14 protein-coding genes are annotated in these 15,032 nt (G+C 54.3%); all 14 read right to left on the reverse strand.

What is annotated here, in order from left to right; translation table 11 throughout:
- Positions 1-186 precede the first annotated feature (186 nt).
- The 14 genes from M1D70_RS24575 to M1D70_RS24640 all read right to left on the reverse strand — a co-directional run bounded on the left by M1D70_RS24575 (position 187) and on the right by M1D70_RS24640 (position 15,032).
- Positions 187-1,500: a 6-phospho-beta-glucosidase gene (locus tag M1D70_RS24575; protein WP_456288219.1), complete on the reverse strand. Its 1,314-nt coding sequence runs from the start codon at positions 1,498-1,500 to the stop codon at positions 187-189.
- The gene (locus M1D70_RS24580) at positions 1,485-2,477 is read right to left on the reverse strand and encodes an N-acetylglucosamine kinase (RefSeq protein WP_009595693.1); all 993 of its coding nucleotides are present in this window, start codon (positions 2,475-2,477) and stop codon (positions 1,485-1,487) included. The genes M1D70_RS24575 and M1D70_RS24580 overlap by 16 nt, the downstream gene beginning before the upstream one ends.
- A 105-nt stretch (positions 2,478-2,582) precedes the next feature.
- Positions 2,583-4,250: an extracellular solute-binding protein gene (locus tag M1D70_RS24585; protein ID WP_009595840.1), complete on the reverse strand. Its 1,668-nt coding sequence runs from the start codon at positions 4,248-4,250 to the stop codon at positions 2,583-2,585.
- Positions 4,251-4,323: 73 nt separating this feature from the next.
- Entirely contained in the window at positions 4,324-5,217 is an 894-nt protein-coding gene (locus M1D70_RS24590) for a carbohydrate ABC transporter permease (RefSeq protein WP_009595815.1), read from the reverse strand.
- Positions 5,218-5,239: 22 nt separating this feature from the next.
- Positions 5,240-6,193, reverse strand: coding sequence for an ABC transporter permease (locus tag M1D70_RS24595; RefSeq protein ID WP_456288220.1), 954 nt, complete (start codon positions 6,191-6,193; stop codon positions 5,240-5,242).
- A 133-nt stretch (positions 6,194-6,326) separates the two neighbouring features.
- The gene (locus M1D70_RS24600) at positions 6,327-7,205 is read right to left on the reverse strand and encodes a helix-turn-helix domain-containing protein (protein ID WP_456288221.1); all 879 of its coding nucleotides are present in this window, start codon (positions 7,203-7,205) and stop codon (positions 6,327-6,329) included.
- A gap of 225 nt (positions 7,206-7,430) precedes the next feature.
- On the reverse strand, positions 7,431-8,171 hold the full coding sequence (bglS, locus tag M1D70_RS24605; protein ID WP_456288222.1) for a beta-glucanase: 741 nt from the start codon (positions 8,169-8,171) through the stop codon (positions 7,431-7,433).
- Between the two features lie 319 nt (positions 8,172-8,490).
- Positions 8,491-9,339, reverse strand: a complete 849-nt coding sequence (locus M1D70_RS24610) for an AraC family transcriptional regulator (protein WP_254664142.1) — start codon at positions 9,337-9,339, stop codon at positions 8,491-8,493.
- 209 nt (positions 9,340-9,548) lie between these two features.
- A complete protein-coding gene (locus tag M1D70_RS24615; protein ID WP_456288223.1) occupies positions 9,549-10,445 on the reverse strand; it encodes a phytanoyl-CoA dioxygenase family protein in 897 nt (298 codons plus the stop codon).
- A gap of 163 nt (positions 10,446-10,608) precedes the next feature.
- Entirely contained in the window at positions 10,609-11,388 is a 780-nt protein-coding gene (locus M1D70_RS24620) for a helix-turn-helix domain-containing protein (RefSeq protein WP_456290496.1), read from the reverse strand.
- Between the two features lie 137 nt (positions 11,389-11,525).
- Entirely contained in the window at positions 11,526-12,368 is an 843-nt protein-coding gene (locus tag M1D70_RS24625) for a sulfurtransferase (protein ID WP_456288224.1), read from the reverse strand.
- A gap of 34 nt (positions 12,369-12,402) precedes the next feature.
- Positions 12,403-13,176, reverse strand: a complete 774-nt coding sequence (locus M1D70_RS24630) for an ABC transporter ATP-binding protein (RefSeq protein ID WP_456288225.1) — start codon at positions 13,174-13,176, stop codon at positions 12,403-12,405.
- A 21-nt stretch (positions 13,177-13,197) separates the two neighbouring features.
- Positions 13,198-14,214, reverse strand: coding sequence for an ABC transporter substrate-binding protein (locus M1D70_RS24635; RefSeq protein WP_009595709.1), 1,017 nt, complete (start codon positions 14,212-14,214; stop codon positions 13,198-13,200).
- A gap of 41 nt (positions 14,215-14,255) precedes the next feature.
- Positions 14,256-15,032, reverse strand: coding sequence for an ABC transporter permease (locus M1D70_RS24640; protein WP_456288226.1), 777 nt, complete (start codon positions 15,030-15,032; stop codon positions 14,256-14,258).

The raw sequence follows: 15,032 nt of genomic DNA on the forward strand, positions 1-15,032 counted from the left end.
GCAATTATGCGCTAATCCCCATATAAGTTTGCCCGTGAACGATTGTTGTTTTCATCTCGAACACCTCCTGAAATTAACCTAATCCCATTCTAGCATATATGACGTTTCCCAGGTGGTAAAATCACGGCAGGCTGCTCATGGACGCTGGAAAAACGATATGCGTTACAATACCTGCCGGCTTCATTCCTAATCTTTGACCTTTTGGAAAAATCTCGGCAAAAACGAACGGTTCCTCTCCAGCATTTCATCCAGCATGGCTTCAGCGGCACTGACGGAATCGGTAAGCGGATGCGCGCTAAGAGCTAGCAGCGCCTTCTCCCTGCTGCCCGTGACCGCTGCCTCGATGGCCAGGCTCTCGTAGGTCTTCACGGCTTGGATCAGGCCGATCGCCGCAGCCGGCACTCGCTCGACAGGTACCGGCACCGCGCCGTTCTTCGTCACGACGCAGTTCACTTCGATACTGGCATCCGCCGGCAGGAAGTCCAGCGCGTCGCCGTTCATCACGTTCAATGTTTGAATCTCCCCACTATCCGTATGAATGGCCTTCATCAGGTTGACAGCCGCCTCGGAGTAATAAGCGCCGCCGCGCTGCTCAAGCTGCTTCGGCTTTTCCGCAAGTTCCGGCCGCTTGTAAATCTCAAACAGCTCGTCCTCAAGACGCTGGACCGTTTCGGCCCTTGTCTCGCCTCTGGCCGCGGCAGCCTGCTGCTCCTCCAGCATCTCCCGGTGGAGATAATAATATTTTAAATAATAGGACGGAATCGCACCCATCGCCCGAATCAGCGTATCATTCCAGGCAAGCTGCGGCACGTTGCGAGCTGAGTAGCTCCCTCCCGTTGCCAGCAGCTCCTCCAGCTTCGACACGCCATCGACCTCGATCCGGCTGATCCAGTGCAGATGATTCAATCCGGCAAACTCGCAGTAGATTCGCTCGACCGGCACCTCGTAAAGCCCGGACAACCACTTGTAAGCGGCGATAGGGGAGTTGCACAAACCGATGGTGCGGATGTCGGAGTGCTTCATGATGGCTTCCGTTACCATCCCGGCGGGATTGGTGAAATTCAGCAGCCAGGCATCCGGACATAATGCCTCCATGTCCTTGCATATATCCAATAGCACAGGTATCGTCCGCAGAGCCTTCATCATGCCGCCGGCTCCTGTCGTTTCCTGCCCGAGCATCGCGTATTTCAGGGGGATCGTTTCGTCCCAGCCTCTGGCCTCCAGCAGTCCGACCCGCATCTGAGTCGATACATAATGGGCATTTCTCAGTGCTTCCTGGCGGTCCAAGGTCAACGTAATGCGGATCGGCAGTCCGCTTCGCTCAATCATCCGCTGGGCCAGACCGCCTACAATTTCGAGCTTGCGGCGCCCTTCCGGGATATCCACGAGGACGATGTCCGTCACGGGAAACGACTCATAATGACGGATGAAACCTTCAATCAGCTCGGGGGTATACGAGGATCCGCCCCCGATAACAGCAACCTTCAATCCAGTGCCCATTCTACATTCCTCTCCTTCACGGCAAGCTCATGCTGCAATTGTTCATACACGGCCGTGCCAGGAACCACGCCGTTCTCATCCATTGCGAGCAGGACGGCACCCGCTGCGGGCTCAAGGGCCAAAATGCGTACCCGGCTATTCGGGGCTGCCGCAAGAACCTGAGACTCAATATACGGAACGACGTAATCCCTTTCTCCCCGGGTCAGTACGCTGCCGGCCAGCACGACATCGAAGGTGTCATTGCCCATGCCGAGCTTACGAATTACCGCGCTGGCGACTTTCCCCAGCTCCATGCCCTGCCTTTCCAATATCTCTCTTGCAGCTTCATCGGCGGGTGCGGCTTGAAACAGCAATTTCGCCAGTGTATGCGGCGCCCTTCTGCCCTCGTCCAAAAATCGGTGAAACATCTCTTCCACGCTGCCGAACCTTAGCGCATCCAGCGTTAGCGGCGTCAATGAAGTCGGCTTCTCACGGCCTTCCCAGGAACGAACGACCGTCCGAAATACCTCGACGGCCAGGTCGGCGCCTCCGCCGAAATCGCCGAACGCATAACCGAATCCTCCGATCTGAACCTCCTCGCCTGCCGCGTTGACGCCATAACCGTTCGTCCCGCTTCCGCATATAAGGACGACGCCGTCCCTCTGTCTTGTGCCGGCTCTCATGGCAATGACGGTATCGCAGGCGATATGGTGTTTCTTGAAGCCCATGGCGCCGATCATGGGCCGCAAGATGCGGAAGTCCGCCTCGCGGTCGGCTCCCGCCAGCCCGAACGACGCGCAGGCGATGTCCTCTCGCCCGAGTCCCGCCTGTCCAAGCGCCTCTTCAACGGCCTGCCTGATGCTTGCTTCCGCACGAGCTGCGCCAAGCTGATGGTTGCCGCAGCCGCCCATTCCCTTTCCAGCGATTCGTCCTGTTCCGTCCGCCACGACGGCCAGCGTCTTGCTTCCTCCGCCGTCGACTCCCAAGTAGTAATTCAAGTATGATCTCTCCTATGATGCCCGGCTCATGAAGCCGTCCTGCCCAGCGAATGCCAGCGCATATTCCGCAAGCCCCTGAAGGAATGGACGGCTTCGCCGTGACGTTTATTTCGATGCTTCCAGCTTCTGCTTATTCTCCTGCCATTTTGCTGTTTTGTACTGTAATAGCTTGTCGTAACCCGCTTTTTGCGCATCTGCCTCTGCCTTATCCAGAAGCGAGAGCACTTCCTGGTCCGAGGAGGCCGAGCTGATCGCCTTGGCTCTGGCCTGCTCATAAATTTCGAACACGCGCTGCGCAATTATGCCTTCCTCGGAATCGCCTGCCGGATCGAGGTTGACGTATTCCGTCGTGTTCATCTGCGTCTTCCAGGTAATCTCCGATTGCCAATACGTTTCAAAGTTCCGCTTCTCCGGCGGCAGCGTGGATTCGAATTTCATCTTGGAATTGTCGACATACACCGTGTTGCCGTTCCACTGGAAGTTCACCGTGGCGTTCATCAACTCATCGCGCCCCTTCGCATCGCTGGTGAATTTATCGGTGAACAGCGGCACGTCCTCTTCGTCCGTACCGTCCCAGTACAAGCCTTCAGGTCCCCACATGATCGTCCGCTGGCCCTCGGGACCGGTGAACCAATCCAGGAATGCAAAGATAGCTTCCGGATCTTTCGCCGCTTGCGTAATGACGCTGACATTCCAGCCTAGCTGCTTGTAATCGCCCGGGAAAATCTTGTCGCGATCCAATCCTTCCTTGTGTACCGGCCATATCATGATGTAACCGGCATCAGGGTCCTGCGCCTTCAGCAGATTGTTGCCCTTGGAACCGAACTCGGTCGGGCTGGAGGCTACATAAACCGCCACGTTGCCGCTCAGAATCTTCTGCTCGACTTGCTCCAGCTTCTGCGTGAAGGCATCCTGCGTAATGAGTTTCTCGCGGTACAATCGGCTCATGTATTGAAGCAGCTCGCGATAAACGGGATCCGTGAACAGCGATACGAGTTGATCCCCCTGGGGTACGGCGATCATACTGTTGAACGTATACGGGCGGTTCTCGGCAAAAGCGGACACCATGATGTCCACGCCCGCTGCCGATTGGCCCACCTCCAGAGGAACGACATCCGGATACTTCGCCTTCACTTGCTTCAAATAGGCGTACAGATCATCCGGCGTTTCCAGTTTTGGCGCTCCAAGCTCCTCGTATATCTTTTTATTGACGAGATAGCCGGCATTGCCGTTCGGCTGCGTTGTGTACCAGTTCGGGAATTGATACAGCTTTCCGTCCGGCGAGCGAAGCAGATCGAGCGTGGATTCCCCGGCCCATTTTTTCAGATTTGGGTATTTATCCAGATAATCGTCGAACGGCACCAGCATGCCCTCGGCACGCAGCTTCTCGACCTCCGCGCCCCGTTCCATCCATATGACATCCGGCAGCTCCCCGGACACGATCATCGTACTGAGCTTGTTCTTGGCAACGCCGCCGGAGCTGACCGGAACCACGTTGACCTTCTTGTTCTCCTGGATCCACTTGGTTGCAAGATCCGCGCCCCAATCCGGCATCGTATACCAGTCATAGTGGCCATAGAACGAGAATTCCAGCGGCTTCTCTCCCAGCACAAAGGTATCCTCTCCGGCTGGTTTCTCATTGTTTTGCGAGCTTGGACCTTCCTTCTCCGGGCTTGCGGCATTCCCTCCCGAACCCGAACATCCCGTTAAAGCCATGACGATGACAAGCGTGACTGACCATGCAGATAGAAGCCTTTTTCCCCTTTTTTTCATTCCAAGTGCTCCCTTCATGATTCATCTATGGTCAAAGCTGCCGCTTCAAACCCTTGGCAAGATGGCTGGTGAATTACTCCTTCAAAGAACCGATTAATACGCCCTTCACAAAATACTTCTGAACGAACGGGTATACGCACAGGATCGGGACGGTTGCCACCATCATGGTCGCCATGGACAAGGACTTGGTCGTTACGGCCTTCATCGCGCTCATCCGGCCCTGCGCCCCGGCATCCATGTTCTGCATCTGTTCCATCATAATGTTGGCATTGAGGATCTGCTGAAGCTTCGTCTGGATCGGCAGCAAATCCGTGTTGGATATGTAAATGCTTGGCGCAAACCAATCATTCCAATGATACACGGCCGTGAACAACGACAGCGTCGCAATGACCGGTCCCGATAGCGGAAGCACGATTCGGAAGAATACGCCCCAGTTCGAGGAACCGTCGATATGGGCCGACTCCTCAAGGCCGGGCGGGATGCCCTTAAAGAACGTCCGGAATATAATCATATTCCACACGCTGATGATGCCTGGTACGACCATAACCCAGAACGAGTTCATCAGGCCCAGCTCCCGAATCAGCAAATAATTCGGAATGAGTCCGCCGCTGAAGTACATCGTCACGATGCAGGTGACCATATAAAAATTCCGGCCCATCAACTCGCGTTTGGATATGCCATAAGCGAATATCGCGGTTGCTGCAATGGAGAGAAAAGTACCGGTCACCGTACGGAGCACCGAGATGACGAACCCGTCAATGAGGCGCTCGTCCTTGAACACTACGCGGTAATTCTCCAGCGTAAATTCGCGCGGCCAGAACGTAATGCCTCCCTGCATCGTGTCGGACCCCGAGTTAAACGAGATGACGGCAGCGTTCCAGAATGGGTACAGCGCGATAAATGCCAGCAATGACAAAGAGCCGTAGATGAACCCAACGAATACCCGATCCCCGTTTGACAGCCTCATATGAATCTCTCCCCCTTCCGCCCTACCATAAGCTGTTCCCCGACCGTCGGGCCCAGTAGTTGGCTCCGGCCAACAACAATACGCTGATGATTGCCTTGAATAGACCCGCCGCCGTAGCGTAGGAGTATCGGCTGTTCTGAATGCCAATCCGGTAGACGTACGTGTCCAGCACGTCGCTGACATCCCGCAATACCGGATTGCCAGCCAGCAGCAAAATGTCCTCGAAACCGGCATTCAGGAAGTTGCCGATCGCCAAAATCGAGAACACAACGATGATCGGCATAATAGACGGAATAGTGATGGAGATGATCTGCTTCAGACGGCTCGCACCGTCAATAGAAGCCGCTTCATACAGTTGGGGATTAATGCCCGCAATGGCCGCCAAATACACAATGGAGGAAAAACCGATCTCCTTCCACACATTCGTTACCGTCAGGATGCTCCAGAAGTACTTTGGCTCCGATAGAAAATTGATCGGTTCATCGATCAGGCTCAGCTTCTGCAGCAGAATGTTCAGACTGCCGTTGTCCGTGGACAGAATGGAGATCGTAAAGCCCGAGACGATGACCCACGATAAGAAGTGAGGCAGATAACTGATCGTCTGGACGATCCGTTTGAAGGAATGCCTCCCAACCTCATTGAGCATCAGTGCGAGCAGGATCGGTGCAGGAAACCCGATGCACAGCTTCAGCAGGCTGATGACCAAGGTGTTCCGCATAATGGTCCAGAACTCCGGCGCCCCAAAAAACATCTCAAAATGCTTGAAGCCGACCCACGGGCTGTTCAGAAAGCCCTTGAACAGGCTGTAGTCCTGGAACGCCATGAGTACCCCGTACATGGGAATGTAGCTGAAAACCAGAATGAACATCATAGCCGGAAGTACCATCAGCTGTATATCCCATTGCTTCAGAAAGCGGCGCAAGCGCCCTTTCTTCACATGTGTCCCCGCCCTGCTGTCGATCCCGATTTGCGGCATTGGCATCTCCCCCTTTTTATTTCGTGTTAGGTTTATTGACACATTCTTGAGATGCTTGCCACTTTATTGTATCGCCTGACCAGACTCATTTCTCTGCTAAAACAAGCAAAAACCAGCACTATTTCACTGGTTTTCAGGAATGTTGCTTTTGTGAAGCCTTCGGCGTCATGCCGATGTGCTTTTTGAACAGACGATTAAAATTGGTCAGCGTGCGGAAGCCGCATTCCAGGGCGACGTCCATCACTTTCATATGGCCTCCTTCCAGCATTGTGACCGCCTGCTCCAGCCGAATGTGGATCAGGTACAAGAGGGGCGGCATGCCGACCGCACGCTTGAATATTTCGCTGAACCTGGAAGGACTCAGATAGACCAGGGAAGCCAACTCCTCCAGCGTCCAGGGGTGGGCGAAATTTTGCTCCATCACCATGATGACTTGACGCATTTTCTCCAGCTGCCGTTCGCTGATGCTGGGTTCGCTTCCGCCTTCCCCTTCGATCCGGCACTGCCGGTTTACGATGGCCAGGAATTGGAGCAGAAGCGAGTATACTACCGTAGCGTAAGACCGCTGTTCCCCCACATGCTCCTCCTGCAGCTCAAACAGCAGCGAACGCAGCTTCCCCATGGCCGGATGGTCGCGGGGGATCAGGTTCATGTAATGCTTGCCCATCTCGCGGAACGGGCTGAACAGCTCCGGATCGAACCGGAGGTTATGGATAAACCAAGTCGAATCAAATGAAATGACCGTCATGACCAGATCCTTCGTCTCGTAAGCGCAGTGAAGATCATTCGAGTTGATGAGAAGTACATCCCCTTGCTGGAATTCAAATTTTTGCCCGTTGATGATGTAGTAACCCGTACCGGATTTAATGTAATTTATCTCCAGCACGTTGTGCCAATGAAGTTTCTGATAGGGGCTGGTCACGCCAATCGTATCGGCGACAAAAATCGGATATTTCTTGGCTAATATTACTTTTTCCTTCGGTATCGCTTCTTCCCGCATGATCGATGGCATGATAAATCCCTCCATAACCGATATTTTCTTGTAAGCGTTACATCCATACATATGTTGTAAAAAACTCTATCATCTATATTCCATAGTTGTAAATAAAAAGCTGCCCCAAATGTCATTTCTGACCTAGGGCAGCTTGTTGGTGCGATGATTCCAGAACAATGAGCGGATGCTAATCAAAGAAAATCCAACATACCTAATAAAATCATCGGCTGAATACCCGATAAACTAGTTGGTCGGCGTGAATTTGATCCAGTCATAATACGCGCGTACCGGCGTACCCGTGTAATTGAATGTTCCGGTCCATATCTCAGCCGGTCCCGATCCTGACCACAGATTAACCATGATATGGCCCGGACTTGTCGGAAGCGCCCCGCGGGAGCCATTCTCCGTATGAACCAGTTGACCGTCTACGTACCATTTGATGGATGATGGTGACCATTCGAACGCATAATTATGGAAATCGAGCGACGCGTCAAACCCTAAGTTGATGATGGTGCTATGCTGGCCTACGCCATTCGTAAAATAATTCGTTTCCATCTTTGTGGTGTCCTTCCCCAGGATTTCAATATCGATTTCGTCATTGGACGTGCCTGTGGCTTGACCGGAATACGTAAAGAGGCTCGTCACCAAGCCCGTTCCCTTAGCCGCCTTGATCCGCGCTTCAACCCGGCCGTAGCCGTACTTCAGATGTGTCGCGTATTCACCGGAAGCATAGGATTTGCCCGAGCAGCTCGCAGGACATCCCGCATTATCAAGCCGTAAAGCCATAATCCCGTTAGAGAACTCCTGGTTTGCCGCCTTCCAGCCCACCCCGAAATCCGGACCATTCGCCCATCCGTCGGAAGTATAAAACAGATTAGGGTTCTTGCTATTCAGCGGCTCATTAAATGCAACGTCGGCAGCCGACGCTTGAATCGGTACCAACAATCCGCATAACAAGCTGCCAGCCATAAGCATTGTCGTCATTCTCTTTCTGAACATACTTAGCTTTTTCATGAATAACACCTCTTTCTTGAAATGTAATAAACGGAAAAAAGCTCTAAGATCCCGTGCTGCTCATCCCCCTGACCGCTCAATCCCTCCCTTCATCTCATAGCCGTGTGACCACCAAAAATCGTTGATCCATTCTATCCTACATGCAAATCTCATGGAAATCTTAGCCATTTTAAGGATAAAACGATACTATTTAACGGCTCTTGCTGCCCTGCCCAAGCAAAAAAAAGACTGCAACGGGCCTTATACTCCGCCCTGTCACAGTCTTGTTATCCCCAATCCGTCTGGTTCACTATAGAGGTACCGGCGCATGCCGCAGCCGATACGAGGTAGGCGATATGCGGTAATACTTAGCGAATGCTCTCGAAAACGTGTGGAGGTTGGAATACCCCAGCGAGAACGCCACCTCCGTCACGGACACGTCGGTTTCGGTCAGCAGAACCGCTGCCCGCTCCATCCGCAGCTTCATCAAATAATGGCTCGGACTGATGCCATGCACCCGAATGAATTCGCAGTACAGATGCGTCCGGTGCACGCCGGCTTGATGGACCACATCCGTCACCGTGATCCCTTCCATGTAGTGGGAATCCATGTAATGCACGCTTTGTTCGAGCCAATTCGGTTTAGTTCCTCTTTTGGCCGGGGTGGCAGCCAAAAGTTCAAACAGCTGATACAACCATTTCTGCCGTCCAAACTCGTGACCGATGGTATCGTCATCCACGCACCCGTAAATTTGATCCAGCACCGCCTGCAGCCCGCCCTTCATCACGTTAGGCAGAAAGGGCGTGGATGGGTGCAGCCCGATTCGGGTCAATGCGCTCTCCGCTGCTTCTCCGTCCAAGACGATCCACTGCATGCGCAGCGTCGGTTCGGGATCGCCGTTCGGTTCCCAATAACTGTACCTCGTATGTGGAAACAGGCAAAAGGCATCCCCTGCCGACAACGTAACCACCTTATCCCCGAATGCCAGCGAGATTTTCCCGTTCAGGACAAAATGCAGCGCATAGTTCTCGGATATTTTGGGGCCGACGCTGTAGTTGGGCCTGGCCAAACTCCGGCCTGCACGGAGAATCCAGATCCCGCCTTTTCTTTCCATGTCCGAAGGTATGCAGTACTTCATATTCGCATGCTCGAAGACCATCTCCTTCACACGATATCCCTCCCGCCTCAAATAAAATGCTTCCTGCCAAATGCAACATGCGGAGCATGATACGCCTGCCTTCACCGCTAAAAAACAACAAAGAGGCACGGCTTCATGGCCATGCCTCCAGTCATCTGGTCGACGAGCTTTGTGTTCTTTTTTTGAGATGTACTCTACTCTCGCAATCCGAGCTTAAGCCATGGGATCGCTTATACTCCCCATTCCTTTCGGGCTTCAGCTACCGACTTCTGCGGCGTTCGTCCCCAAGCATAATGACCCTTGGGTTTGCGGCCGATCCATCGCTCATCCACCGGTTCGGATGCAAGCTGATAACGGGTATCCGCGCTGATTCGGTAATGGCTGGTGTTATTGTTCAGCGAGGTGTGCATCATGTACATTCCGAATATAATGGCGTCGCCGGCTTCAAAAGCGGTCGTTGCCCATTGCCCGCCGTAACGGTCCACAATCTCGACGGGATCCTCAGAGAACCAGCCCGTGGCAACATTGTCACGATCAACGTCCATTTCCCCGTAGGTCTGCTTGATTTTCGTAAAATGCTGTGACCCGAGACACATCGCCAACGTTCCCATTTCAAGAGGGATATCCCCAAACGGCGTCCACATGGTGTACAGATCCTTCGTGCCTCTACCCATATACACAACATCGTAATGAGCCCCGGTATTGCCTCCGCGAGCGACGGCGCGCGGCCACTTGTAGTCGTATGTCATCGCGGCTCCGCCCAGCAATCGTCCAAAGAAGTCCAGCACCGCCGGCGAATTGACAACGTCCAAAAACTGGGGGAAATCCGGCTGCAATTGCTCGGTACTGCCGCCCCACATTCCGCCCTTATTCTCGGGTCCGATGATCCCGTCTTCGACAAGGGCATGGGGATCCAGCTTGCCCATGGCCCCGAGTTTGGTCAAGAACTCCATTCTTGCGTTCAAGACCTGTTCCCGCTTATGGAAACCGCGAATCAGGAGATATCCATCCTCCTGCAGCCGGTTTCGCAGCGCTACCGTATCCTCCAGCATGTCATTGCAGTCTCTTAATTCCGTGAGGTATTTACCTCCCCACTCTAATTCCCTTTGTCCGATGGTCACCTTCATAACAAACCTACCTCCCTTTCTGTCCGTCAGGATAACCTGAAGCGAAACATCCACGCTTCAAGTATCCTTATCCTATTGGATCTGGAAGAGGAAGTCGTTACCGAAAACCGAACCATATTTACGCAAAACCCGTCTGTATCCGCGGCAGGCTATCGTAAGCGCGTTAGTGATGATATAGGCGCTGCCGGTTTCTCCACTCCGATGGGGGGCAGCCCTCCATTTTTTTGAACCAGAGCGAGAACGAGTGAAGCTGGGAGAAGCCGACCGATTCGGCAAGCGACTGGAGGTCTTTATCGGAGGAGCTTAAGAGCCACTTCGCTTCCGCAAGCCGGCATTGCTGCTGGTACTGCTTCGGGGTCATGCCGTATATTTTGGCGAATTGCTTGCGGAAGCCATCCTCGGACAGTCCTGCCATTTCCGCCAGGGTAGAGACATGCATTGGATCCCGGATATGCTGACGGATGTAGTCGCCGATGAACGAGATGGACAGCGCCTGATGATCGGAATGGGCGTGTTCGTTAAGAAACAATAAAAGCAGCTCCACCCAGACCGCATAATTCCGTATCGGATCTTTCAACGGGGCAGAACGGATTCTCAGCCATTCGCGGAACAAGCGTTCATAACGGTCCCGATCCAGACGGGACAGGGCGATGATACGAGTGCTGCCATCCGGAATAAGCCTGTCGAACAGCTCTTTCACCTCAGACGGAATGCGGTCCGCCAAAAGCACGCCGAAGCGTATAGGGGACAGCGCGTGGAACGAATGGGGAACCTCGGACGGAATGAGAACCACGTTACCGGATTCCACTCTCGCTTCCCTGCCGTGCGCGCAAAAGCGGCCGCTTCCTTCCATGATCAACGTAATCTCCAGTTCCTGGTGGCTTCTTAAGCCGTCATCTTCCCAATGTTCATCATGCGCGCCAATAAAACTTTTACATTCCATCAAGGTTGTTTACCCCCTTGCCGCATGTCGATTTCGAACGGTTATGTTTTCAACTATACCGTCGATAATCCTTACGTCAAGTCGGGATAACCTGCGAGAAGCACCTTAACTTGCGGCTGCCTCAGCATGATCCATGATCAAACTTCACCTGCAGCAATCTCATGGTCCTTGTAGCTGATCCAATCGCTCCAGCTGCCTGCGTACAGCTTCACCTTGCGGTACCCGGCTTCCCGCAAAGCCAGCACGTTCGGGCAAGCCGACAACCCTGATCCGCAATATACAATCACTTCATCATCGAAGGACAACCCGGCAAAACGCTCCCGCTGCCGCTCGGCTCCCTTTAGCGTCCCGTCTTCATCGATCCCGTCCTTCCAATAGGCATGCGCCGCTCCCGGAATATGTCCGGCCACGGGATCCTGTGGTGCCGTTTCTCCCGTGAACTGCTTCCAATCCCTTGAATCGAGCAGGGTCACGCCGGCTTTGCCGATCTTTGCCCTCACCTCATTCACATCAGCCAGCCATTCCTCCCGCACGTTCGGCTGGAATACGCGCGGAGCCGCCTCTCTTCTCTTCGAGGTGAGCGGATATCCGGCCGACTTCCAGCCGGCGAATCCTCCATCCAATATATATGCCGAACCGTGGCCCAGGTATTTCAAAATCCACCATAACCGCGCACCTTCCGGGCGAAGGTCATCGTCATAGACAACGACGGGCGTACTCGCATCGATCCCGAGCTTGCCGAGCCGCCGGGCCAGCTCCTGCGTATGCGGCAAGGGATTCCGGCCGCCGTGCTCGCCTTGTGGATCCGTCAAATCCTTTTTCAAATCAACGAATACGGCACCGGGCACATGCTCGCGCTGATAAGCCTCGTAGCCGTAATTCGCATCGCCCGGGCTGAATCGGACGTCCGCAACGACAAGCTGACCCGGATTCGACTGCAGCTGTTCCAGCACCCATTCCTTGCTTACGATATTTGACATTGGCTCCTCGTCCCTTCTGATATCAAGCTGCCGTTTAAATCGTAAATTCCAAATCCGCTTCCGTCTTGACGTCATAAATCGCAGCGTAGATGTCGTTCTGAATCTTCAGTAGGCTGGCATCCTCCCGCTTGCGCGGACGCTCATGGGGAACGTCGAAAATATGGTGAATGCGTCCGGGGCGCGGGGACAGCAGGACGACCCGGTCTGCGAGAAAGACGGCTTCGGATACGTCATGGGTCACAAACACCACCGTCTTCTTCTCCTCCTGCCATATGCGGAGCAGATCCTGCTGAAGCTGAAGCCGGGTAAGATGGTCCACCGCGCCGAACGGCTCGTCCATCAGGAGGATGTTGGGACTGCTTACGAGCGCCCTTGCGATCCCTGCTCGCTGCCGCATGCCTCCCGATAAATGATGTGGATATTTCGAGCCGAACCCCTCCAAGCCGACCATGCTCAGATATTTGTCCACGAGCGTTTGCCGCTCCGCTTTTTTCATGCCGGCGAGCTCCAGCCCAAGGCCGACGTTCTGCGAAATGGTGCGCCACGGGTACAGGGATGCATCCTGGAATACGACCCCAGAGCTCCGCGTGGGCCCCTGAACCTTCTCGCCATCCAGCCAAATGTCGCCCTCCGTCGGAAGCTGCAATCCCGCCAGCAGCTCCAGCAGCGTGCTTTTTCCGCAGCCGCTCGGCCCGAGGACGCACAGGAATTCGCCGTCCCGCACCTGCAGGTTTATATTTTGAAGCGAGATCGTTGGAAGATCGCCGCCATAAACCTTCGAGACATTTTCAACCGTAAAGCCGGACATAGGAACGCCTCCTGCCATACTTTATTTTTTCGGAATAAACCTGAGGTCCAGAATGTCCTCCACCTTGTAGATCTCATCCTGGAACCCCAGCTCCTTCTGAATCTGCTGGGTATCATTCAACGCGTTGACGTCCACGTCCGGATTGTTCTCCCACAGCACCTCTTCGCGCTTCAGCGCCAGATCCAGCACCTCGGGATCGATCTCGATGTTGTTCAGATAGTAAGTCTTAAACTCGTCCGGATGACTCTTCGCATACTCCTGCGATTTGAAGTAAGCTCGCAGCAGCTTCTCGACCAATTCCGGCTTCTCTTCCAGAATACCGTCGCGCGCCGCCAGCACCCCGGTGTGGAAGGTCGGCAGGTAATCCCAGCCTGTAGCGATGATATGGCCTTTTCCCTGCTTTTCCGCAAGAGAAGCGAACGGCTCATGAATGATGGTGGCGTCGACCTGTCCGGTTTCCAGACTCGCGTAAGCCGCCTGATGCGTGCTGTTGGCAATGAAAGTCACATCGTCCGGACTCAATCCGTGCTCCTTCAGGATGACCTGCGTATATACCTCGAGGCCGCTGCCGAACACGGCGATGCCCACCTTCTTGCCCTTCAGGTCTTCCACCTTCTGGATCTCCGGCGAGGCGATCAGGTAGAACGGCCCCTTGGTCCGGAACATGGAGGAGACGATTTTGACGGGAGCGCCCTTGCCCGCAGCCACGATCGCCGTCGTCGTAGCCACGTCGACCACGTCAATGTCCTTGCTGGTCAGACCGGCTATCGGGTCCTTGGTGGTGATAAATTCGACGTCGAGTCCTTCCTCCTCAAAGAATCCCTTCTCCGCCCCGAAGGACACCGCCAGCCCGCTGACCCCGCTAAGCGGCGCATACCGGATCTTCTCCAGCTTGGCGCCTGCCGCGCTCTCTCCGTCCCCGGCGGACGGTGCCGCTTCCTTGCCGTTATCTTGACCGCTTGCGCAGCCGGCCGTCATGGCGATCAGCCATAGCGCCGCAAGTGCTATTAGGTATGGACGTATTCCTCTTCTGTTCATATGGTTCTCTCCCCCTGATAGTGATGCTTTTGCCCGATGGTCTATGATGATTTCCATTTCAAAAAAACGCTGCGTTCCAACAAATCGATTAATGAAATGATAAGTACGGATACGACGGTAACCAGCGCTACAATGGCAAAAGCCTGCGCGGTATTGTACAGCGATGTCGCCTTCACGAGAATATTGCCAAGGCCATCCTTCGACGCCAGCATCTCCCCGAACAGCGCCCCGACCAGTCCGGTAGCGGCCGAAATTCGGAGAGCGGCAAAAATGGTGGGCGCAGCCGATGGCAATATCACCTTCATGATGGTCTGATACCGCGTCGCCTCGAATACTTTGGCGACCTTCAGATGGTTGTCCGCCGTCTGTTTGATTCCGGTCATCGTGTTGACCGTGATCGTAAAGAAACAGAACAGGAACACAATCGATATTTTATGCGTGATCCCGATCCCGAGCCAGAGCGCCAGCAGCGGAACGATCGTCACCTTCGGAATCGCCATCAGCGCCGAAAGGTACGGCCGGAAGAATCGCTCCGCCCATGGGATCAGCACCATAGCCATGCCGACGGCGAGCCCGCCAATGGCCGCAATGCCATAGCCCGCAACGAACTCGGCCAATGTGACGTACAGGTGCTTCCAGATCTCCCCGTCACCGAACAGCTTGAATAGTTCGCGAAATACTTGGGAAGGCGCAGGCAGATACAAGCTGCTGACGGCCTCCGTGCGAACCAGAATCTCGCAGATCCCCAGTATGACCAGCAGCAATGCCCCCTGCCCCGCCCAGATGCCTGGGGATTTCTTGGCATTACTCGTTCCCAT

This window comes from Paenibacillus sp. AK002 (assembly GCF_053903045.1).

What these genes read in the sequence shown, in the direction of transcription:
- M1D70_RS24575 (WP_456288219.1), bottom strand. Translation starts at nt 1,500, where the DNA reads ATGGGCACTGGATTGAAGGTTGCTGTTATCGGGGGCGGATCCTCGTAT.
- M1D70_RS24585 (WP_009595840.1), bottom strand. Translation starts at nt 4,250, where the DNA reads ATGAAAAAAAGGGGAAAAAGGCTTCTATCTGCATGGTCAGTCACGCTT.
- M1D70_RS24590 (WP_009595815.1), bottom strand. Translation starts at nt 5,217, where the DNA reads ATGAGGCTGTCAAACGGGGATCGGGTATTCGTTGGGTTCATCTACGGC.
- M1D70_RS24595 (WP_456288220.1), bottom strand. Translation starts at nt 6,193, where the DNA reads ATGCCGCAAATCGGGATCGACAGCAGGGCGGGGACACATGTGAAGAAA.
- M1D70_RS24600 (WP_456288221.1), bottom strand. Translation starts at nt 7,205, where the DNA reads ATGCCATCGATCATGCGGGAAGAAGCGATACCGAAGGAAAAAGTAATA.
- bglS (WP_456288222.1), bottom strand. Translation starts at nt 8,171, where the DNA reads ATGACGACAATGCTTATGGCTGGCAGCTTGTTATGCGGATTGTTGGTA.
- M1D70_RS24610 (WP_254664142.1), bottom strand. Translation starts at nt 9,339, where the DNA reads ATGGTCTTCGAGCATGCGAATATGAAGTACTGCATACCTTCGGACATG.
- M1D70_RS24615 (WP_456288223.1), bottom strand. Translation starts at nt 10,445, where the DNA reads ATGAAGGTGACCATCGGACAAAGGGAATTAGAGTGGGGAGGTAAATAC.
- M1D70_RS24620 (WP_456290496.1), bottom strand. Translation starts at nt 11,388, where the DNA reads ATGGAATGTAAAAGTTTTATTGGCGCGCATGATGAACATTGGGAAGAT.
- M1D70_RS24625 (WP_456288224.1), bottom strand. Translation starts at nt 12,368, where the DNA reads ATGTCAAATATCGTAAGCAAGGAATGGGTGCTGGAACAGCTGCAGTCG.
- M1D70_RS24630 (WP_456288225.1), bottom strand. Translation starts at nt 13,176, where the DNA reads ATGTCCGGCTTTACGGTTGAAAATGTCTCGAAGGTTTATGGCGGCGAT.
- M1D70_RS24635 (WP_009595709.1), bottom strand. Translation starts at nt 14,214, where the DNA reads ATGAACAGAAGAGGAATACGTCCATACCTAATAGCACTTGCGGCGCTA.
- M1D70_RS24640 (WP_456288226.1), bottom strand. Translation starts at nt 15,032, where the DNA reads ATGGGAACGAGTAATGCCAAGAAATCCCCAGGCATCTGGGCGGGGCAG.